Source organism: Pseudoduganella ginsengisoli (assembly GCF_009720865.1).
GTDB lineage: Bacteria > Pseudomonadota > Gammaproteobacteria > Burkholderiales > Burkholderiaceae_D > Rugamonas > Rugamonas ginsengisoli.
The window spans coordinates 157,571-177,356 of sequence record NZ_WNLA01000002.1 but is presented as its reverse complement, the minus strand read 5'-3'; the positions used below and the strand labels follow the sequence as shown (position 1 = coordinate 177,356).

At 63.4% G+C, this 19,786-nt stretch carries 16 protein-coding genes; 13 read left to right on the top strand and 3 right to left on the bottom strand.

Features of this window, described 5'->3' with window-relative positions; all coding sequences use genetic code 11:
• Positions 1 to 100: 100 nt before the first annotated feature.
• Both GM668_RS05500 and GM668_RS31060 read right to left on the bottom strand, forming a co-directional pair.
• Positions 101 to 2,461: a TonB-dependent receptor gene (locus tag GM668_RS05500; protein ID WP_229498981.1), complete on the bottom strand. Its 2,361-nt coding sequence runs from the start codon at positions 2,459 to 2,461 to the stop codon at positions 101 to 103.
• On the bottom strand, positions 2,367 to 2,930 hold the full coding sequence (locus tag GM668_RS31060; protein WP_229498963.1) for a DUF1192 domain-containing protein: 564 nt from the start codon (positions 2,928 to 2,930) through the stop codon (positions 2,367 to 2,369). Before GM668_RS31060 ends, GM668_RS05500 begins: the two co-directional genes overlap by 95 nt.
• Before the next feature lie 427 nt (positions 2,931 to 3,357).
• Between GM668_RS31060 and GM668_RS05495 the strand changes: the two genes are divergently transcribed.
• The 7 genes from GM668_RS05495 to GM668_RS05465 are packed head-to-tail and all read left to right on the top strand — an operon-like array spanning position 3,358 to position 11,320.
• Complete coding sequence (locus GM668_RS05495) at positions 3,358 to 3,837, top strand: rhodanese-like domain-containing protein (RefSeq protein WP_229498961.1); 480 nt, start codon at positions 3,358 to 3,360, stop codon at positions 3,835 to 3,837.
• Positions 3,838 to 3,850: 13 nt separating this feature from the next.
• Positions 3,851 to 4,870: a cytochrome b/b6 domain-containing protein gene (locus GM668_RS05490; protein WP_155437936.1), complete on the top strand. Its 1,020-nt coding sequence runs from the start codon at positions 3,851 to 3,853 to the stop codon at positions 4,868 to 4,870.
• A 27-nt stretch (positions 4,871 to 4,897) separates the two neighbouring features.
• On the top strand, positions 4,898 to 5,692 hold the full coding sequence (locus GM668_RS05485; protein ID WP_155437935.1) for an energy transducer TonB: 795 nt from the start codon (positions 4,898 to 4,900) through the stop codon (positions 5,690 to 5,692).
• A gap of 32 nt (positions 5,693 to 5,724) precedes the next feature.
• Entirely contained in the window at positions 5,725 to 6,462 is a 738-nt protein-coding gene (locus GM668_RS05480) for a MotA/TolQ/ExbB proton channel family protein (protein WP_155437934.1), read from the top strand.
• Positions 6,462 to 6,872, top strand: coding sequence for an ExbD/TolR family protein (locus tag GM668_RS05475; RefSeq protein ID WP_155437933.1), 411 nt, complete (start codon positions 6,462 to 6,464; stop codon positions 6,870 to 6,872). The genes GM668_RS05480 and GM668_RS05475 overlap by 1 nt, the downstream gene beginning before the upstream one ends.
• Positions 6,873 to 6,884: 12 nt before the next feature.
• Positions 6,885 to 8,171: an efflux RND transporter periplasmic adaptor subunit gene (locus GM668_RS05470; protein ID WP_229498959.1), complete on the top strand. Its 1,287-nt coding sequence runs from the start codon at positions 6,885 to 6,887 to the stop codon at positions 8,169 to 8,171.
• Positions 8,168 to 11,320 carry an efflux RND transporter permease subunit gene (locus GM668_RS05465; protein ID WP_155437932.1) on the top strand — a complete coding sequence of 1,051 codons (3,153 nt, stop codon included), beginning with the start codon at positions 8,168 to 8,170 and terminating at the stop codon, positions 11,318 to 11,320. Before GM668_RS05470 ends, GM668_RS05465 begins: the two co-directional genes overlap by 4 nt.
• Before the next feature lie 315 nt (positions 11,321 to 11,635).
• Here GM668_RS05465 and GM668_RS05460 read toward each other — a convergent pair whose 3' ends face one another.
• Positions 11,636 to 12,598 carry a LysR family transcriptional regulator gene (locus GM668_RS05460; protein ID WP_155437931.1) on the bottom strand — a complete coding sequence of 321 codons (963 nt, stop codon included), beginning with the start codon at positions 12,596 to 12,598 and terminating at the stop codon, positions 11,636 to 11,638.
• A gap of 147 nt (positions 12,599 to 12,745) precedes the next feature.
• Here GM668_RS05460 and GM668_RS05455 point away from each other — a divergent pair, with 147 nt between their 5' ends.
• From GM668_RS05455 to GM668_RS05430, 6 genes are all read left to right on the top strand, one after another.
• Entirely contained in the window at positions 12,746 to 14,023 is a 1,278-nt protein-coding gene (locus GM668_RS05455; RefSeq protein WP_155437930.1) for an NAD(P)/FAD-dependent oxidoreductase, read from the top strand.
• A gap of 96 nt (positions 14,024 to 14,119) precedes the next feature.
• Entirely contained in the window at positions 14,120 to 15,481 is a 1,362-nt protein-coding gene (locus GM668_RS05450) for an MATE family efflux transporter (protein WP_155437929.1), read from the top strand.
• A gap of 108 nt (positions 15,482 to 15,589) precedes the next feature.
• Positions 15,590 to 16,141: a hypothetical protein gene (locus GM668_RS05445; RefSeq protein ID WP_155437928.1), complete on the top strand. Its 552-nt coding sequence runs from the start codon at positions 15,590 to 15,592 to the stop codon at positions 16,139 to 16,141.
• 116 nt (positions 16,142 to 16,257) lie between these two features.
• Positions 16,258 to 17,811: a S10 family peptidase gene (locus GM668_RS05440; protein ID WP_170305517.1), complete on the top strand. Its 1,554-nt coding sequence runs from the start codon at positions 16,258 to 16,260 to the stop codon at positions 17,809 to 17,811.
• The gene (locus tag GM668_RS05435; RefSeq protein WP_155437927.1) at positions 17,811 to 18,182 is read left to right on the top strand and encodes an EF-hand domain-containing protein; all 372 of its coding nucleotides are present in this window, start codon (positions 17,811 to 17,813) and stop codon (positions 18,180 to 18,182) included. The genes GM668_RS05440 and GM668_RS05435 overlap by 1 nt, the downstream gene beginning before the upstream one ends.
• Positions 18,183 to 18,271: 89 nt before the next feature.
• A complete protein-coding gene (locus GM668_RS05430; protein WP_170305516.1) occupies positions 18,272 to 19,762 on the top strand; it encodes an AMP nucleosidase in 1,491 nt (496 codons plus the stop codon).
• Positions 19,763 to 19,786: the final 24 nt, after the last annotated feature.

Sequence of the window (19,786 nt, the reverse complement as noted above, 5' to 3'; positions counted from 1 at the left end):
AGCGTGCCGCTAACTTGCGGTAATGCTTGCTACGTTAGTGGTGGATTCTGTTCATGGCTAAAGCGATATATGCATATGGCGCCGCTTTACGGCCAATGGTTCACAGCTTGCCGCTGAACGTGATGCCATACCACCGTGGATACGGGTTGGGCGAATAGCTGACCCAGGCCGGTTCATGGTTGCGGTTATCGAATGCATTTTTCACGGTCAGGCTGACGTCAAAGCCGCCCTTGAACGCCACGCCCAGCGAAAAGTCCGTGATGGCGCCGCCGCTGACCCAGCCATACGACGACATCGTGTCCGTATTGTTATAGCGGCTGGTGAACGCGGTATTGAAGCTGGCGTGGTATTCACGGCCGTTGTAAGGCTTGCGGTATTCCGCGCCGATATTGCCGGTCCACTTGGCGGCGCCCGGCAGTGGCAGTCCGCTCTGGTCGACATACGCGCCCGGCAGGTACGCCAGTTCGTCCGGCTTGGCGGCCAGGGGGAAGCTGACGTAGCGGGCATCATTCCATGCGCCGGAGAAGCGCACCGACAGGTTCGGGATGCCGCTGTACACGCCATCGAACTCCAGCCCTTTGGCGCGGGCTTTCGGCACGTTGCCCTGTGCCGTCACATAGGCAATCGGGTTGGCCTGGTTATTGGCGATATTGGTGGCCGTCGTGAATTCATCGACGACACGCACGGCGGACTGGTAATCCTTGATGTTCATCAGGAACAAGTCCGTATTCAATACGAGGCTGTACTGCGGCAGCGAAGTCTTCAAGCCCACCTCAAAGGCATGGGTTTTCTCCGGCCGCACGTTGGCATTGACGCCGTTGACGTTCAGCGCGGAACCCGATTTCTCGCCATATTGCCATGACGTGTAGGCTGTGAACTGGTCATTGAAACGGTACGACGGCGCCAGCGTGGCCGTGTACAGCGTATCGCCATATTTGGCCTGCACGCCGGACAGCAGCTGGCCGATCTGGCCCGCGCGCAGCGCCTTGGCCGCAGCTACCTGCGCCTGCTGGGCGGCAGTCAGGCCGGCATAGGCGCCGCCCGGTATGGACGTGATGGCGGCGCCATAGTATTTATTGGCGATGGCGTCGGCCTGCGCCAGCTGATCGACGCTGTTGCCTGCACCCAGCGCGCCGGTGGCCGCACTGTTAAATCCGCCCAGCGCCACGCCCCGCACGGCGACTGGGTTCAGCGCCGCGCCGGTGCCGTTCGCGGTCAGTATGCGGGTATCGGTCGTGGTACGGTCTTCGCGCGTGACGCGCAAGCCGCCCGTGACATTAACCTTGTCCGTGGTGTGCCACGTCGCATTGCCATACAGCGCATTGCTCTTCGTGTGCACGACGGTATCGCCTTTGACGATCAAGTCATCGAGCGCATCTTTCAACAGGGCCAGCCCCGCACCCCGGTTGACGCCGGCGTTGCGCTCCAGCGTATTGTATTGGGCCGTGGTGGCAAACCACGCGCCCGCATCGGAGCCCCAGCCGGACTTCGAAGCAATGTCATCATCGGTGCGGATGTGGAACAAGCCTGCCACATAGTCGAGCGGCCCGCCCGGTTTGGATTTCAGCTTGAATTCCTGCGTGAACTGGCGGTAGGCCACACCGCCGCCGCCATTGCGGCTGATGTCGAACGGCGTGCCTTCATCGTTGTGGGCGTCGAATGAGTAAATGCGCACTGCCGATTGCGACGTGAAGACATGGCCCGGCAAGTCCCACGTCAATTCAGCGGAGCCGCCCTTGTTATGCACGGTCTGGCCCTGGTTTTCATTGAAGTTGATGTTGTCGTCGCCAATATAGTTGGCGTCATACGTGTAAGGGGCGCCGTTGAACGAACGGTTGCTGAACCATGCGCGCGGGCCCGTGAACACGCCGCCGGCATTGGTGAACCCCGTCAGCTTGGCGCGCGTCGTGGTGCCGCTCGGGTCGGTCAGGCTGCCATCGGCAAAGCGGTCCGGCTGGTTCTTGTAAAACGTCAGGCCATTCTGCACTTGCGGCGCATGCGGTTCCACATCGAGGCTGATGCGGGCATTGAAGGTGCTGGTCGGCGTGAACAGGAATTGCGTGCGGGCGCTGACGCGGTTCTTGTTATACAGGCTGTAATTGTGGTCGAAGTTGTTGTCATAAAAGCCGCGCGCCCGGTGCACGATGAACGAGCCGCGCCACGCCAGCAAATCATCGATGACCGGCCCGCCCAGGTTGGCCTTGCCGATCACGGTTTCATTCTGGCCATACGTGATGGAATAATCCGCGGTCGGATAAAACGACGGCTTGCGGGTATTGATGGTGACGACGCCGGAACTGGCGCCTTTTCCGCCCAGTGTACCCTGCGGTCCGCGCACCACGTCGACGGATTCCACGTCGTAAAAATCAAAGTTGGCCAGCTGAGACAGGCCGTAGCTGACGCCATCGACGACCACGCCGACACTGGGGTCTTGCGTTTCCGTGAACGAGCGCTTGCCCAGGCCCCGTACCGACAGTGATGCGCCCCGCGTATTGTTCTGGTTGAACTGGACATTGGCGCCCCGTTTTGGTGATGGCGGACAAATCCTGCGCCAGTTCCCGGTCCAGTTCCTGGCCACTGACGACAGAAATCGACAGCGGCACTTCCTTCAAGGTTTCAATCTTTTTGCGGCCACGGACAGTGACGGCGCCCAGCGCCTGCGCTTCTTCTTCCTGCGCTGCCGGGGCAGGGGCGGGCGCCACTGCCGTAGGGGAGGCGGCTGTGGGAGCGGCGGCGCTGCCGGTTTGCGCGGCCAGCGCTTCTTTCAGGCGCGCATTCTCGGCCTGGATGCGGGCGATTTCCGCGCGCAGTTCGGCAATGCCCGCATCGGCAGACTGGCCGGCGGCATGGGCGTTGAAGCCTGCGCCGGCCAGCAGGGCAACGATAGGCAGCAAACGGATGGTATGACGGAATTGATTTTGCTTATGCATGTAAAGCGCTTTCGTAGTGGGTCATGCGCAATACGTCGCAAAGACCGTGCCACGGCAAGAAAGCCCGCCGTTACAGGCGCCATGCAAAATGAACGGTGGTTGGGCTGATGGCAGGGCAGCAGTCCGCCAACCGCGTTGATGGAAATGCAACAAGCTGATATGTCAGCTGGACTTTGCAGCCTGTGCTGTTGCGATCTGTTGAATTCTCAACAGGGCTGCAAGGCGTGGTGGTGGGCAGGCACCAGTGCCGGGTGGCGGTGGCGGAATGGCCGCAAGTCCCCGTGAAACCACGCAAACCCAGTAACGGCGCGGCTCTCAGCCCGGTTCGGTGGCCTGGTCAAGGCATGTCACGGCAACTGGCATGGTAGTTGCAATCCCTCCCTGCGACAGCGGTGCGAATCCCGCATTGCGCATTGAAAGGACTGCCATGAAAGCTTTGAAATCCACGATTGCCTCGACCCTGACTTTGACCCTGGCGCTGGCCGCCGCCTCGTCGTTCGCCCAGCAAGCCCCGCAGCCCTGGAAATATAAAACCAGGCAATTGGAGCGCGCCGAAGTCGACAAGCTGCTGGCGCAGCCGGACAAGCTGCTGGTGATCGACGTGCGCCGCCCGGATGAATTGACTGCCAAGGGCAGCTTCCCTGTTTACCTGAACGTGCAGGCCAATGAAGTGGAGCGCAACCTGTCGTATATCCCGAAAGACCGCGTGATCCTCACCGTGTCGAACCATGCGCACCGTGCGGGCGCCGTGGGCGACCTGTTGACCAGCAAGGGCTACAAGGTGGCCGGCGCCACCGGATCAGAGGATTATGAAGCGCAGGGCGGCAAGATTACCCGCATTGCGCCGCCGCCACCGCGCCAGACTGCCCAGGCAGGCCAACCTCAACCTGTCACTGCGCAGCAGTAAGGCGGTTAGCGGCATGAGCAGCAAGTTCTTCGCCAGGGTATATGCCGGCACGCCTGACGTGCAGCCGGTACGCCGCAGTTTGCGCAGCGTGGCCAAAGCCAAGCTGCGTGCCAGCAAGGCAGCATCGGTAGCCCATCTGGCCGCGTCGGCGGCGGTGGTGGCCCGTACCAGCGGCAATACAGCAAGGGCCGCGCTGCCACCGGGCCAGGCCGGCGCCATCGCGCGTTCCGTCACGGATGGCGCATGCGGCTGCGATGAGGCAGTGGCGGCGCCTGCCGTGCATCGCATCCACGTGTGGGACTTGCCGACCCGCCTGTTTCACTGGTCGCTGGTTGTTGCGGTGACGGTGGCGCTGACGACGGGACTGGTGGGCGGGGACTGGATGCCCGTGCACGGCTATGCCGGCATTGCTATCGTGGGACTGGTGGCGTTCCGGCTGGTGTGGGGCATCGCCGGCGCCGCTCATGCCCGTTTCGTGAATTTCGCCCCGACACCTAGCCGCCTGCGCGCTTACCTGAATGGCCGCTGGCAAGGCCATGGCCACAACCCTCTGGGCGCGTTATCCGTCTTTGCGCTGCTGGCGCTGCTGGTGGTACAGGCGGGAACGGGGCTGGTCGGCAATGATGAAATTGCATTCCAGGGGCCGCTGGCCACGCTGGTTGATGAAGCGCGTTCGATTCAGCTGACGGGATTGCACCAGCAACTGGCTTATGTGCTACTGGGATTGATTGCGCTGCACGTGCTGGCCATTGCCGCATACCGCGTGCTGCATAAGACCAACCTGGTGAAGCCGATGGTGACCGGCTGGAAAGATGTGCAGGCTGCCGACCATCATGCGGATGGCGCCAGCCATGGCGCCAGCGCGTGGCGCTGGACTGCGCTGCTGTCGGCGGTGGGCGTGGCGCTGCTTGCCATGACTTTTGCCAGCGGCGCCGGACTGGCGCAGGACGCGCCGGAGGCCGCCGCGTCGCCCGTCCTGCAGCAGCCGGTTGCGCAGCAAGCCGCCGCGCCTGCCGTCGCCCCTGCGTGGTAGCACCGCCCATTTCGAGAAAGGTATCCCATGACGACACTGACATTCGACAGTTTTAATTCCGGGTCCCATGCGCCGCACCGTGCCAAGGCCCGCCGCGCCGCGCGCCCCGCTGCGCAACCGGTACAGGCAGCACAGGCCGTATCCAACGCGGCTGCCGTCCGTCCGGACTTGCTGAAGCAGGGTTTACACAACAAGACCGGATTGACGCTGCTGGCAGGCGCCGCGGTGCTGGTGCATGCCGCCATCATCGTTGGCGTACACAATTTACCGGCCGATGCGAAATTGCCGCCGCCTAAAGCGGAACCGCTGGCAATTGAATTTGCGCCGCCGCCCCCTCCGCCGCCACCGCCGGAGCCGCCGAAGCCGCAACCGCAAGTGGTGAAACAGGCCCCGGCGCCGCAGCCGTTGCCGGTGGTGCGCAATGTGGTGGATTCCGGCCCGCCGACGGCAGATACCGTGGCTGTGGCCACAACGCCGCAGCCGCCTGCACCGCCGGCCCCGGTGGCCGCGCCGCCTGCGCCGCCGCCACCACCGGAACCGGTGACGGAACCGCGTGGTTTCGCCGGCTACAAGAACAATCCCGCGCCTGAATACCCGGCGCTGGCGCAAGACCGCGGCCTGCAGGGCCAGGTCATTCTCAAGGTGCAGGTGCTTGCCAGCGGCAAGCCCGCCGCCATCAACATCGACAAATCCAGCGGCCACAAGATCCTGGACGATGCGGCAGTCAAGGCGGTGCAAGGCTGGGCGTTCGAGCCCGCGCGCCGCGGCCAGACGCCGATCGATGGCTGGGTCAAAGTCCCGCTGAATTTCAAACTCTCCTGAACCCGATTCGAACCATCTGAAAGGAATCATCCATGCAATCCCATTACCTCGAACTGATTGTGCAAGGCTCCCTGTACGCGCTGGTCGCATTTTCCGTCGTGACCTGGGTGCTGATCGCCGCCAAAGGCATCCAGCACTACCGCCTGGGCAAGCGCGACAAAGCGTTTGGCAAAGCCTTCTGGAGCGCCAGTTCGCTCGATGCTGCGGCAGCACTGCCGAGCGGCGCGAGTCCCAAGGCACGTTTGGCGGAAGTCGGCTTTGAAGCGCTGTACGTCAGCGATGCTGACGCCAGCGCCGACCTGGAACACAGCTGGGACCGCCGCGAACTGCTGGAGCGCTATTTGCGCCAGCAAATCCAGAAAGAGTACCAGTCGCTGGAAAGCGGGCTGGCCGTGCTGGCGTCGATCGGCTCGACCGCACCATTCGTCGGCCTGTTCGGCACCGTGTTCGGCATCATCCATGCGCTGGGGGCGATTGGCGCCAGCGGTTCGGCCAGCATCGACGTGGTGGCGGGCCCGATCGGTGAAGCGCTGATCGCCACCGGCGTGGGTATTGCCGTGGCGGTGCCTGCCGTGCTGGCGTTTAACTTCTACGTGCGCCGCCTGAAAGTCACGGCCGCGGAACTGGACAACTATGCGACAGACTTCGTCAACCTGGCGCAAAAGAACAACTTCCGCGTGTCGGCCGCACCGGCCGGCAAAACGCCGGTGCGTGACGCGGGCGCACAGGGTTCCCTGGCAGCCGGCTTGCCGGCAGGAGTGTATGCATAATGGCTTTCACGACAGGCAAGGATAGCAGCGACGTGGTCAGTGAAATCAACATCACGCCGCTGGTCGATGTGATGCTGGTGTTAATGGTGGTGTTCATCCTGACGGCGCCGCTGTTGAACAATGCGGTGCGGATCAACCTCCCGAAAACCGCCGCGACGACGCCGGCCACGCCGAACAAGAGCGTGACGGTCAGCGTGGATGGGGAAAACCGCATCTTTATCGACAAGCGTGAAGTCGCGCTGGAAGCGCTGGAACCGGAATTGCGTACGCTGGTGGGCACGGATCCTGAACTGGCGCTCAGCCTGCAGGCGGATCAAGCCGTGCCTTACCGCTCGGTGGCGCAAGTCATTGCGCATATCCAGCGCTCCGGTGTCAGCAAGCTGTCGGTGCTGACCGAGCCGGCCAGCTAGCGGAGCCACGGCATGACCATGATCAGGGAGCGCGCCCGGGCGACAGGCGGGCGCAAGGTGCTGGCGGCAGCGTCGCTGGCGGCTGCTGTCGGCGCCGCTGGCTGGTTCGCGGCAGGCGGCAGCCAGCCGCGGGGCATGTCCGGCGCGGGCGAAAACAGCCGCGCCGGAGCTGCATTACAAGATACCGCGCAAAAGGGGAATAAAGCCCGGGGAGCGGAAGAGGGAGGGCGCAAGGGTGGTCCCGGTGCGGGCGGGCCGCCGCTGGTGCGGCTGGCTGCCGCGCAGCAGCAGGACGTGGCAGTGGAAATCCAGGCCAACGGCACGGTGGTGCCGCTGTCCACCGTGGAAATCCGCCCGCAAGTGAGCCGGGTGGTGCGCCAGGTACATGTACAGGAAGGACAGAACGTGGCTGCCGGCGCGTTATTGTTTACGCTCGATAACCGCGCCGAACAGGCGGCACTGGACCAGGCGCAGGCGCGTCTGGTGCGCAGTGAAGCCGCGCTGGCCGATGCCGAACGCCAGGCCGCCCGTTCGCGCGAACTGGCGGCGCAAAAATTCATTTCAGTCAGTGCGGCGGACAGCTCGCAGGCGCAAGCGGAAACCGCGCGCGCCCAGGTCCAGGCGGACCGCGCGTCCTTGCGCTCCGCGCAGGTGGATTTGGCGCATACGGTATTGCGGGCGCCGTCGTCCGGCCGCATCGGCGCCATCAATGTTTATCCGGGCAGCATGGCGCAATTGTCCGCGCCGCTGGCCACCATCACGCAAATGCATCCGATTGCGGTCAGTTTCGCCGTGCCGGAAAGCGGCTTGCCGGGTTTGCTCGACGGGCAAAAAGCCGGCGGCGCGCGCGTAAACGCCACGGTGCCGCCTACCGGGCCGGGGCAGGATGCGCACAGCTATGCGGGACGGCTGAGCTTTATCGACAGCGCGGTGGATGCCCAGGCGGGCACGATCCGCGTGAAAGCGCAATTTGCCAACCATGGTTCGCAATTGTGGCCGGGACAGTTCGTGCAGGCGAAAGTCACGCTCGATACGTTAAAGGCTGCCGTGGTGGTGCCGCTGGCGGCCATCATCACCAGCGGCAACGGCGCGCGCGTGTTCACGGTCGATGGCGACCAGCAGGCGCAGCCGCGTCCCGTCAAAGTACTGCATGCATTTGGCGGCAATGCTGCCGTCGCGGGCATCGCGGCGGGCGAGCAAGTGATTGTCGAGGGCAAGCAGAACTTGCGGCCGGGGGCGAAGGTCCGTATCGACAAGGGGAGCGCGCCGGCGCTGGCCGCGCTGGGAGGTCCGGTATGAATTTGCCGGAATTGTGTATCCGCCGCCCGGCCATGGTGATTGTGCTGGCGTTGGCGCTGGCGGCGGCCGGCATCCTCGCCATCCTGAAATTGCCGGTGGCTGCGCTGCCCAGCTATAACACGCCTGTCATCAACGTCAACGCGGACCTGGCAGGCGCCAGTCCGGAAACCATGGCGTCATCCGTGGCGCTGCCGCTGGAAAAGCAGTTTTCCACGATTGCGAGCCTGAACCTGATCACGTCGTCCAGCGGCTCTGGCGCCACGTCGCTGACGCTGGAATTCGATCCATCGGTCGACATCAATGTGGCGGCGCTTGACGTGCAGGCGGCGCTGCTGCGGGCGCAGCGTGCGCTGCCGCCGGAAGTGACGGAATTGCCTTCCTACCGCAAGAGCAACCCGGCCGATGGCCCCACGTTGTTCATCGTGCTGAATGCGCCTTCGCTGAGCCTTGCTGAACTCAACGATTACGCGGAAAACCTGATTGCGCCGTCGATTGCCACATTGGACGGCGTCGCGCAAGTGAACGTGAACGGCCAGAAGCGCTTTGCCGTGCGGGTCAGGGCGCAGCTGGACAAGCTCAATGCGCGCAACATGACGCTCGATGAACTGGCGGCCGCCATTCGTGCAGCCAACGCGAATTCACCGCTGGGCGTGATCGAGGGGCCGCAGCAATTGCTGACCATCCAGGCCGACAGCAAGTTGATGCGGGCGGCGCAATTCGGCGAATTGATTGTCGCCACGCGCAATGGCTTGCCGGTGCGGCTGAAGGAAGTGGCGAGCGTCGAAGACAGTTACCTGTCCGTGCGCAGCACCGCCAGCTACAACGGCGCACAATCGGTCGTGCTGCAAGTGCAGCGGCAGCCCAACGCGAATACGGTGGCCGTGGTGGATGCCGTGCGCAAGCTCCTGCCTCGCTTGCAGGCGCAATTGCCTTCGTCGATTTCCGTCACCTTGTCGGGCGACAGTTCGCTGTCGATCCGCGAAGCGATCCATGATGTCAACGTGACGCTGGCATTGACGGTGGCGCTGGTCGTAATGGTGATCTTCCTGTTCCTGCGGCGTGTGGCCGCTACGGTGATTCCCGCAGTGACGTTGCCGCTGTCGCTGCTGGGCGCAATGATCCTGTTTCAGTGGTGCGGCTATAGCTTGAACAATGTATCGCTGCTGGGGATCACGCTGGCGGTGGGGCTGGTGGTCGATGACGCCATCGTGGTACTGGAAAATATCGTGCACCACACGGAGCAGGGTGCGTCGCCCATGAAGGCGGCGCTGGTGGGCGCGCGTGAAATGGGCTTTACCATTGTGTCGATTTCCATTTCGCTGGTGGCGGTATTCATCCCGATTTTCTTCATGCCGGGTGTGATTGGCTTGCTGTTCCGGGAGTTTGCCGTCGTCGTGTCGCTGGCGGTGCTGGTGTCGGCGGCCGTGTCGCTGACCGTGGTGCCGATGCTGGCCAGCCGTTTGCTGCCCCGGCATGCGGAGGCGGGCGTGGTTTCCGGCGGCTGGCCTGGACGCGTGTTCGAAGCGGGATTTGCGTGGCTGACTGAATTCTACCGTGTGTCACTGGACTGGAGTTTGCGGCACCGGGTGGCGGTGCTGGGCGGGGCGCTGGCCAGCGTGGCGCTGACGGTGGTGCTGTACCAGGATATGCCCAAGGGCTTTTTCCCGGATGAAGACTTGGGGCGCATTCGTGTGACGACGGAAGCGGCGGAAGATGTGTCGCCGGCGGCGTTGCTGGCATTGCAGTCGCAGGTGGCGGAGCGCTTCCGCAACCATCCTGCCGTGCAGGGCGTGCTGTCGTTCACGGGGCCGGGCGGTCCGGGGGGCGGCAATACGGCGTCCAGTGGCCGCATGATTTTGACGTTGAAGCCGCGCGGCGAGCGGGGACCGATGCAGGAAGTGGTGGCGGCGCTGCGCAGGGAAGCGCGCGCAGTGCCGGGTATTGCTGTGTATTTGAACCCGATGCAGAACTTGCAGATTGGCGGCCGCAGCAGCAAGAGCCGCTACCAGTACACGCTGCAAAGCGTGAGTCCTGACGGGCTGGAAGCGTGGGCGGAGAAAATCCAGCAGGCCATGCGTGGCGATCCGATGTTCCGCGACGTGGCCAGCGACAGCCAGAGCCGGGGTTTGCAAGCGAGTCTGCGCATTGACCGCGACAAGGCGGAGGGGCTGGGTGTCCGCATGTCGGACGTGCGCAGCGCGCTGTACCTGGCGTTCGGCGAGCGGCAGGTATCGACCATTTATGCGCCCAGCGCCAGCTATGCGGTGTTGATGGAGGCACTGGACAAGGAATACCAGGATGCGCTGGGCAAGGTCTCCGTGCGGGGCGCCAATGGCGCGCTGGTGCAGCTGTCGTCGATCGCCACGGTGGAGCGGACGGCCGGCCTGCTGGCGGTGAATCACCAGGGACAGCTGCAGGCGATCACGCTGTCGTTCAACCTGGCGCCGGGTGTGGCGCTGGGGGATGCGACGGCGAGAATTTCCGCGATTGGGCAGCAAGTGCAATTGCCGCCATCGGTCATCACTCGCTATGGCGGCGAGGCGGCGACGTTCCAGGAAACGCAGGGCAGCCAGCTGGTGCTGGTGTTTGTCGCGCTGGCCGTGATTTATGTATTGCTGGTGGTGCTGTATGAAAGCTGGATCCACCCGGTGACGATTTTGGCGGGGTTGCCGTCGGCGGTGGTGGGGGCGTTCATTTCGTTGAAACTGTGCGGGATGGAGCTGACCCTGATTGCCACGATCGGCATTTTGATGCTGATCGGGATCGTCAAGAAAAACGCCATCATGATGATCGACTTTGCCCTGCATGCACAGCGCGCGCAGCGGGCGCCACCGGCGCAAGCGATACGGCAGGCATGCCTGCAGCGCTTCCGGCCCATCATGATGACGACGCTGGCGGCGTTGATGGGCGCAGTACCGCTGGCGTTCGGCCTGGGGGCGGGCGCGGAATTGCGGCAGCCGCTGGGTGTGGCCGTGGCAGGAGGGCTGCTGTTTTCGCAGGTGGTAACGCTGTACATCACGCCGGTGATATACCTGGCGCTGGACCGCTACAGTGGCACGGGCCCGCTGACGGATGCGGATGTGGCGGCGCAAACGGGAGCCGCCTTGCCAGCGCTGCCCGTGCTGGTCGCCGAACGCGACGCCGCCTGAACTTCAATGGGGTCAGACGCTTCAATGGGGTCAGACGTGCATTGATGCACGCTTCAATGGGGTCAGACGTGCATTGATGCATATTCCAGCCAGGGTCAGACGTGCATTCGTGCAGACTTTTCACTCTGTGAACGGCTGCAGGAGCCGTCTGAAAAATTACGGCAGGCGAACTCATGGGTAAATGCCGCCAGCAGCGACGCCGGATATGGCCTGATGGTACGGGCATATGACGAGAATTCACCAGCAATGAATGCACGAACGCACGTCTGACCCCAGCCTGGATATGCACGAATGCACGTCTGACCCCATGGGGGGTTACGGTTTCTGGCTGCGCTTGTGCTGGCTCTGGTATTTTTGGTAGTACGTCTCCAGTTCCGCTTCAATCAACGCCTGGCCGGAATTGACCATGAAGTCGCGGAAGGCGGCGGCAATGCGAGGCAGTGGCTGGTCGGCCAGGTGCATCACGTGCCAGTCGCCTTCCAGCGGGCTTTCCTTCATCGGCAAGATGTCGATCAGGCCCGCCTTGAATTCCAGCGCGCACGCGTGCACGGACACGAAGCCCACACCGAGTCCCGCCGCCACCATGCTCTTGATTGCCTCGTTACTGGACACTTCAGAACTGATGTGCAGCGTATGCCCGTGTTCCTTGAACAGCCGTTCCACGGCAGTGCGCGTACCCGATCCCCGTTCCCGCACCAGCAGGTTCGATTTCACGATGTCTTCCAATGTCACGCGCTTTTTTTTCATCAGCGGATGCCTGGGATTTGCCACAAACGCCATCGGGTGGTGCGCAAAGCGGGACGCGTTGATGCGCAGTTCGCGCGGCGGCGTGCCCATGATGGCCAGGTCCACTTCCTTGCGCGACAGCAGACCGATAATTTCACTGCGGTTGCCCGCCCGTAAATTCATGCGCACGTTGGGACGCTCCAGCGTGAATTTCACCAGCATCGATGGCAGCAAGTGCTCTGCAGTAAACACAGCGCCGATGCGCAGCGTACCAGTGCTGACACCCTGCAATTCACCCAGTTCATCGCCTGCCTGATCCCACAGCTGCAAAATGCGTTCGGCAAAATTGCGCATGACTTCACCCGCGGCAGTCAGCTGGATATTGCGCCCCACCTTGCGCGTCAGCGCGGTCCCGGCCAGCTCATCGAGCGCCCGCAACTGCGCGGAAATCGCCGGCTGCGTGACGTGCATTTCTTCTGCCGCGCGTGAAACACTTTCATGGCGGGCCACTAAAACCAGCGCTTCGAGCTGGCGGAAACTTGCGTGATACATAAATAAAACCTTATCAATCGCTGAAAATAAGTAATTTCTCTTTTCCTTTTGCGGCCACTATATTAACACCCAGAAGCACTGCCAAAGTAAGCAGAAACATGCACCCGGCAGAAGTAATCAGGGCAGTAAACAAGCGGAGGAAACATCATGCAAACCATCGTAATCGTAGGCGGAGGCGCAGGCGGCCTCGAATTGGCAACCCGGCTCGGGGACACCATGGGCCGCAAGGGCCGCGCGAAGATCATCCTGGTCGATCGTTCCCCAACCCACTTCTGGAAACCACTGCTGCACACGGTGGCGTCGGGCAAGCGCGATCCGCAAGTGTTCCAGATCGAATACTCGGCGCAGGCCGCCGAACATGGCTTCCAGTTCATCCATGCGGAAATGCGCTCGGTGGACCGCGCAAGCCGCACCCTGGAGCTGGCCCCGTGCATGCGTGATGACGGCATCGCGCCGCCAGCGCGCACGCTGGAATACAGCACGCTGGTGCTGGCGCTGGGCGCCGTGACGAATTTCTATGGCGTGCCTGGCGCCGCCGGCCACGTCTGCACCTTGGACCACGTGGGCGATGCGAAAGGTTTCTACCGCCGCTTCCTGGGGGCCTGCGTACGGGCCAGCCAGGGCGGCGGCGAAAAAGTCAACGTGATGATCGTCGGCGGCGGCGCCACCGGCGTGGAACTGGCGGCGGAACTGGCGCACAGTGCCCGCGCGCTGGCCAGGTACAAAGTGCACACGCTGGATCCGGCGCGCGACGTGCGCATCAGCATCCTGGAGCGGGGCAGCCGCATCTTGCCGCACCTGCCGCCAGAAATGTCGGCCCGCGCCGAGAAATACCTGGCGTCGCGCGGCATCGAAGTGTGCACCGGGGCGGCTGTCACCAGCGTGGAAGCGGACACCATACACGTGGACGGCGTGCCGCGTCCCGCAACGATGACGTTGTGGGCGGCCGGTGTCGAAGGCCCGGCCATCAGCAAGACGTTCGGCCTGTCGCTGGGCCGCATGCGCCAGATCATGGTCAATGCATCGCTGCAATCGGTCGACGACCCCAACGTATTTGCCATCGGCGACTGCGCCAGCTTCGTATGCCCGGTCAAAGGCGCCGCGCCGCCACGGGCACAAGTGGCGCACCAGCAAGCCGTGTTCCTGGCAGGTGCGCTGGCCCGGCGCGAAGGCGCGCCATTGCCGGAATTCCGCTACCGCGATTATGGTTCGCTGGTATCGCTGGGTCCTGTCGCTGCCGTCGGCGTGCTGTTTGGCGGTTCCGTGGCGCGCCAGCTGCCCGTCAGCGGCGCGACGGCGAATCTGCTGTACGGCATGATGTACCAGAAGCACTTGATGGCGCTGCATGGCGTGGTCAGGGCGGCTGCCGTCATGCTGGTGGACTGGCTGCGCAAGCGCATCACGCCATCGGTAAAGTTGCACTAAAAGGTAAAGGGGCGGCCAGCCGCAAGGTTGGCCGCCCTTTAAAAATAATTCATCCAAACCGGTTTAAATGGCGGTTGTAGCGCTATCATTGCGCCTATGACTTCCACTATTGCTTCCCGTCCCCGCGTTTTTACCCTGGCCTGGCCCCTGTTGATCGAATTGTCGCTGGCAGTGGCGATCGGCGTGGCCGGCACCGCCATGGCGGCGCGCGTGTCCGATACGGCCGGCGCCGCATTTGCCGTGACGATCCAGATATCGCAAACACTGTTCCTGCTGTTCCGCATCATCGGTTCCGGCATCGGCGTGGTGATCACGCAAAACCTGGGCGGCGGGCGGCGCGACGTGGCCGACAAGGTGGCGCTGGCCATGGTGGGCGCCAGCACGTGGCTGGGCGTGGCGGCGGCCGGGCTGGCGTTTGCCGGGGCCGGGCCATTGCTGCGGGCGCTGAATGCGCCGGACGCCGTGCTGCCGCTGGCCGTGCCCATGCTGCAAGTGCTGGCGCCCGCGCTGCTGTTCGACGCGTGGAATGCGGCGATGGCCGGCGTCATGCGCGCCCACTTGCGCATGCGCGATTCGCTGCTGGTGCTGGCCGCCATGCATGGCACGCACCTGCTGCTGGCGTTCCCGCTGATGTATGGCTGGGGACCGTTGCCGGAACTGGGCTTGCCCGGCTATGCGCTGGCGCTGCTGCTGAGCCGCGCACTGGGCCTGGCGCTGCATATGGCCTTATGGCAGCGCAGACTGGGCATCCGCCCCCGGTGGGACGACTGGTGGCGCTTGCAGCGCGGCCCGCTGGCGGACGTGCTGCACATCGGTATTCCCGCCGCTGCGGAAAATATCGCGTGGCGGCTGTCCTTCATGGCCAGCATGGCCGTGGCGGGCAGCATGGGCGAGCGGGCGCTGGCCACGATGGCGTATGTGCAGCAAATTGGCGGGGTTGTCATTATGTGCAGCATGGCGGTGGCGCTGGCCGTGGAAATCCTTGTCGGCCACTTGATCGGCGCAGGCCAGCTGCGCGACGCGCATGGCCTGGTGCGGGCATCGCTGGCGCGCGGGCTGGTCACCAGCGGCGCCGTGTCGGCCGGCATGGCGCTGGCAGGCCCGTGGCTGCTGGGCCGCTTCACGCAAGATGTGGACATCATCCGGCAAGGCTCGCTGCTGCTGTGGCTGACCGTGGCGCTGGAAGTGGGGCGCACGTTCAACCTGGTGGTCATCAATGCACTGCGCGCGGCAGGCGACGTGCGCTACCCCGTGATGGCGGGCGCCGCGTCGATGGCGGTGGTCTTGGCGGGCGGCAGCTGGCTGCTGGGCATGCATTTCGGCCTGGGATTGACGGGGCTGTGGCTGGCGTATGCGGCGGACGAATGGATCCGCGGCTTGCTGATGTGGCGGCGCTGGGCCATGCAGGCGTGGGTGCCCCATGCGCGGGCGGCGCGGCGGCGCTTGCGCATGCAATGAGGATGTAATGACAATTTGATGAACTTTTCGTGATTTTCCGTGACATTTTTTAGCCGAAAACAAGGCACAATAGCGGTTTTGCCCCATGGGGCGGCGTCAGGGGTGGTCATGGCACAGAAATGGATGAGTTGGACGGTGAAAGGCGGCGCGCTGCTGGCGGCGCTGGCGTTTGCCGCCGCCGGCGCATCGCTGAGCGGCTGCTCGCGCGCCGAACGGTGGCAGGAACAGGTACGCCTGCAGTCGGGCCAGGTCATCGTGGTTGACCGCCGCAGCACGGATGAGGGTACGGCGATCCGCTTTGCGCTGCCGTCGCAGCCCGGCAAAACCTATGAATGGCGCACCGCCCATGACCGTGGCCAGGGCCGGCATGAAAACCCGCTGGTGCTGGATGTGGAAAATGGCGTGCCGGTGGTCTATACGGTGGTTGCCACGTCGCCGGGCTGCCGCCTGTTCACCCGCTATGCGTTTCGCGATGGCGGCTGGTCCGAGCAAGTGTTGCCCGACAAGTTCAAGGGCAAGGACATGAACTTGTTCGTGCTGAGCGGCCTCGATATCGGCGACATGGTGACGTTGGAGCAAAAGCGCCGCGAAAATGCCGCCGTATCTTATTCCCGTTCGTTCCGTTTCATCGGCCCCGGCAACCAGGCTTGCGGTTTGTGAGACCCGGCATAGCCTGACTATACAATTTCGCGCAGCCATCGTGCATAATCTGTCCGGATAGCATGTAAACTTTCCGGAGAACGCGCGTGGGCAGACTCAACAACAAAACAACCACCATTCCGGCAGCTGCGGTGTCGTTGGCAACGGCTTTCTTGCTGACTGCATGCGGCGGCGGGGGAGGCGGCGGCGGCACGGCGGCGGCGACGCCTCCTGTTGTGACGCCACCGGTGTCCGGCGACGGTGCGCTGAACGACCCGGTGGTCTATTCCGGCAATCCTGCGGCATCGCTGGCCAGCGCCACGGAAAGCGCGGCCATCGTGAAAAGTTCGATGGTGCTGAATGGCCAGACCATTGCATACACGGCCACCACGGGCCACCTGACGGCAACGGATGCGCGCACGGGCAGGGCGGCGTCATTCTTTTATGTGGCCTATACGGCCGACGGCAAGGCGCCCGGTTCGCGCCCCGTCACGTTCTTCTATAACGGCGGCCCCGGTTCCGCGTCGATGTGGCTGCACCTGGGTTCCTTCGCGCCCAAGCGCATTCCCACGCAAATTCCATCGAACACCATCCTTAGCGCCAATACAGCGCTGGTGGACAATGCGGAAAGCTTGCTGGACGTGTCCGACCTGGTGTTTGTCGATGCCGTGGGCACCGGCTATTCGCAGGCGATTTCTCCGGCCCGCAACCGCGACTTCTGGGGCGTCGATGCCGATGCGGCGGGCTTCCGCGATTTCGTGCAGCGCTATGTGGCGGCGAATAACCGCCAGCAATCGCCGACAGTGCTGTTTGGCGAATCGTATGGCGCGCCGCGCACCGGCATCCTGGCCAACCTGCTGGAAACAGCCGGCACCCGCGTCAGCGGCGTCGTGCTGCATTCGGCCATCATGGATTACAACAGCAATTGCAGCGTCATCAACATCCGCAGCTGCGAAGGTTATATCCCGACGTATGCGGCGACCGGCAATTACTACAAGCTGGCCAGTCCGGCGCCTGCCGACGTGCCCAGCTTCCTGCAGGAAGTGCGGGGCTACAGCTCGACCACGTACCGCGATGCGGTTGGCCGCTGGCTGTCGTCCAATACGCTGCCGCCGGCGACCGTCTCCCAGCAATTGTTCAAGTACACGGGCGTGCCGGCGTCGCGCTGGCAAGCCAATTTGAATTACGGGCCGGATTTGTTTGCCAAGGAACTGCTGCCGGGCCAGCTGCTGGGGCGCTACGATGCGCGCGTGTCGGGCCCGAATGGTTCCGCATTGACGGCCGATGGCGATCCGTCGCTGACAGTAGTGAACAATGCGGTTACCACGGCGATCCGCACGTACATGAGCGGCACGCTGAAATACAGTGCGGCCAGTACCTACGGCACATTCATCGACATCATCGATACGTGGAATTTCAAGCATGATGGCAAGGAAGTGCCGGATACGATTCCGGACCTGGCAGCCGCCATCAACCTGAACCCGGCCATGAAAGTGCTGGCGCAAAGCGGCTACCATGACCTGGCGACGCCGTTTTACCAGACTGAACTTGATCTGGCGCGGCTGGGCGCCAATCCGAATATTTCGATCCGCAATTACGCGAGCGGCCATATGATTTACCTGGACGATGCCGCGCGCCGCGCGCAGAAAGCGGACCTGGTGCAGTTCTACAGCAGCCTGGCGGGGAAATAATGAACAAACTGATTTTTACGATCATGCTGGCGTTTTCCGCGGCTTCCGCAGCCGCGCAGGCCCCGGCGCCGAAGTGCGCCGACCCGTGCGTCCCGCAGCATTTGCGCCACGCGCCAGCCACGCCGGCGCCGTCGGGCGCAGCACTGCAGCAGCAAGCCGTGGCCAAGCTGCGCCAGCGGTTCAATGAAGCGGACCTCGATGCCAGCGGCGCGCTGACAGAGGAAGAGGCGCGCAAGGCGGGCCTGGGCTGGGTCGCCAACCATTTCGCGGATATCGATACGGCCCACCGCGGCAAAGTCACGTTCGACGATGTGCGCAGCTACATAGGCAAACGCAGAAGGCAGGCGCTGGGACCATCGGCGCCCGAATAAAACCGCGCACGCAACGGGGCATTGCTGCGCCGCAGAGATATCGCCGCTACAATGAAGCCGACACTGTTGTCGTTTGTAGAGGAGTGAATATCGTGCAGCCCCGTCCATTCATCACCCCACGGCATTTCGATGATCCCGCCGCCGCGCTGGCCCACGTCCAGCATTTGTATGAAGATTCCATCGGGTATTTGCGCGAGTCGCTGCAGCGCTTTGTTGCAGGTGAAAATCCGCCGGAACACGTGCGGGCTTGCTATCCCTATGTGCGCATCAATACGGAAACCGTGGCGCGTGCGCCGTCGCGCCTGTCGTTTGGCTTCGTCGCGGGTCCCGGCGCCTTTGAAACCACGCTGACGCGCCCTGATTTATTTTCACGCTACTACCACGAACAATTCCGCCTGCTGTTGAAGAACCATGGCCAGCAGCTGGAAGTGGGCATGAGTTCGCAGCCGATACCGATCCACTTTTCATTTGCTGAACACGACCACATCGAAGGCAGCATGGGGCCCGAGCGGCGCTTGCTGATGCGCGACGTGTTCGATTTGCCGAACCTGGCGGCCATGGATGACGGCATTGCCAATGGCACGCATGAAGTGCCGTTTGGCGAAGCGCAGCCGCTGTCGCTGTTCACGGCGCCCCGCGTCGACTATTCGCTGCAGCGCTTGCGCCATTACACGGGCACGTCGCCGTCGCACTTCCAGAAGTTTGTGCTGTTCACCAATTACCAGTTCTATGTCGATGAATTCATCCGCACGGGACAGGCGCTGATGCAGACGCCGGCGTCGGGCGCAGACGACTACATCGCGTTTATTGAGCCGGGCAATATCGTCACGCGCCGTGCGGGCACGCCAGCGCATCCGGATGACCTGCTCGGCGTGGCGCCGCCACGCTTGCCGCAAATGCCCGCTTACCACCTGGTGCGCAGCGATGGCACCGGCATCACGATGGTCAATATCGGCGTGGGCCCGGCCAATGCGAAAACCATCACCGACCATATCGCCGTGCTGCGTCCCCACGCGTGGCTGATGCTGGGCCATTGCGCCGGCTTGCGCAATTCGCAGCAGCTGGGCGACTACGTGCTGGCCCACGGCTACGTGCGGGAAGACCATGTGCTCGATGAAGACTTGCCCTTGTGGGTGCCGATCCCGCCGCTGGCGGAAGTGCAGGTGGCCATTGAAAAGGCCGTGGCCGACGTGACGCAATTGTCTGGCCTGGAATTGAAGCGCGTGATGCGTACGGGGACCGTGGCCAGCACGGATAACCGCAACTGGGAATTGCTGCCGCAGCGCACGCCGGAGCGCCGCTTCAGCCAGAGCCGCGCCGTGGCGCTGGACATGGAAAGCGCGACCATTGCCGCCAATGGCTTCCGCTTCCGCGTGCCGTACGGAACCCTGCTGTGCGTCAGCGACAAGCCCATGCATGGTGAATTGAAGTTGCCGGGCATGGCTAACCAGTTTTACCGCGACCGGGTCGACCAGCATTTGCAGATCGGCATACGGACGGTGGAGCTGCTCAGGGGGCTCGGCGTGGACCGCCTGCACAGCCGCAAGCTACGCAGCTTTGCCGAGGTGGCGTTCCAGTAAATGGCGCGGCGCAAGGTGCAAGAC

Excerpts from the sequence above, each read along its gene's own strand:
- GM668_RS05490 (WP_155437936.1), top strand. The coding sequence starts at position 3,851 with ATGAGCAGCAAGTTCTTCGCCAGGGTATATGCCGGCACGCCTGACGTG.
- GM668_RS05435 (WP_155437927.1), top strand. The coding sequence starts at position 17,811 with ATGAACAAACTGATTTTTACGATCATGCTGGCGTTTTCCGCGGCTTCC.
- GM668_RS05470 (WP_229498959.1), top strand. The coding sequence starts at position 6,885 with ATGACCATGATCAGGGAGCGCGCCCGGGCGACAGGCGGGCGCAAGGTG.
- GM668_RS31060 (WP_229498963.1), bottom strand. The coding sequence starts at position 2,930 with ATGCATAAGCAAAATCAATTCCGTCATACCATCCGTTTGCTGCCTATC.
- GM668_RS05450 (WP_155437929.1), top strand. The coding sequence starts at position 14,120 with ATGACTTCCACTATTGCTTCCCGTCCCCGCGTTTTTACCCTGGCCTGG.
- GM668_RS05495 (WP_229498961.1), top strand. The coding sequence starts at position 3,358 with ATGAAAGCTTTGAAATCCACGATTGCCTCGACCCTGACTTTGACCCTG.
- GM668_RS05475 (WP_155437933.1), top strand. The coding sequence starts at position 6,462 with ATGGCTTTCACGACAGGCAAGGATAGCAGCGACGTGGTCAGTGAAATC.
- GM668_RS05485 (WP_155437935.1), top strand. The coding sequence starts at position 4,898 with ATGACGACACTGACATTCGACAGTTTTAATTCCGGGTCCCATGCGCCG.
- GM668_RS05480 (WP_155437934.1), top strand. The coding sequence starts at position 5,725 with ATGCAATCCCATTACCTCGAACTGATTGTGCAAGGCTCCCTGTACGCG.
- GM668_RS05455 (WP_155437930.1), top strand. The coding sequence starts at position 12,746 with ATGCAAACCATCGTAATCGTAGGCGGAGGCGCAGGCGGCCTCGAATTG.
- GM668_RS05465 (WP_155437932.1), top strand. The coding sequence starts at position 8,168 with ATGAATTTGCCGGAATTGTGTATCCGCCGCCCGGCCATGGTGATTGTG.
- GM668_RS05460 (WP_155437931.1), bottom strand. The coding sequence starts at position 12,598 with ATGTATCACGCAAGTTTCCGCCAGCTCGAAGCGCTGGTTTTAGTGGCC.
- GM668_RS05445 (WP_155437928.1), top strand. The coding sequence starts at position 15,590 with ATGGCACAGAAATGGATGAGTTGGACGGTGAAAGGCGGCGCGCTGCTG.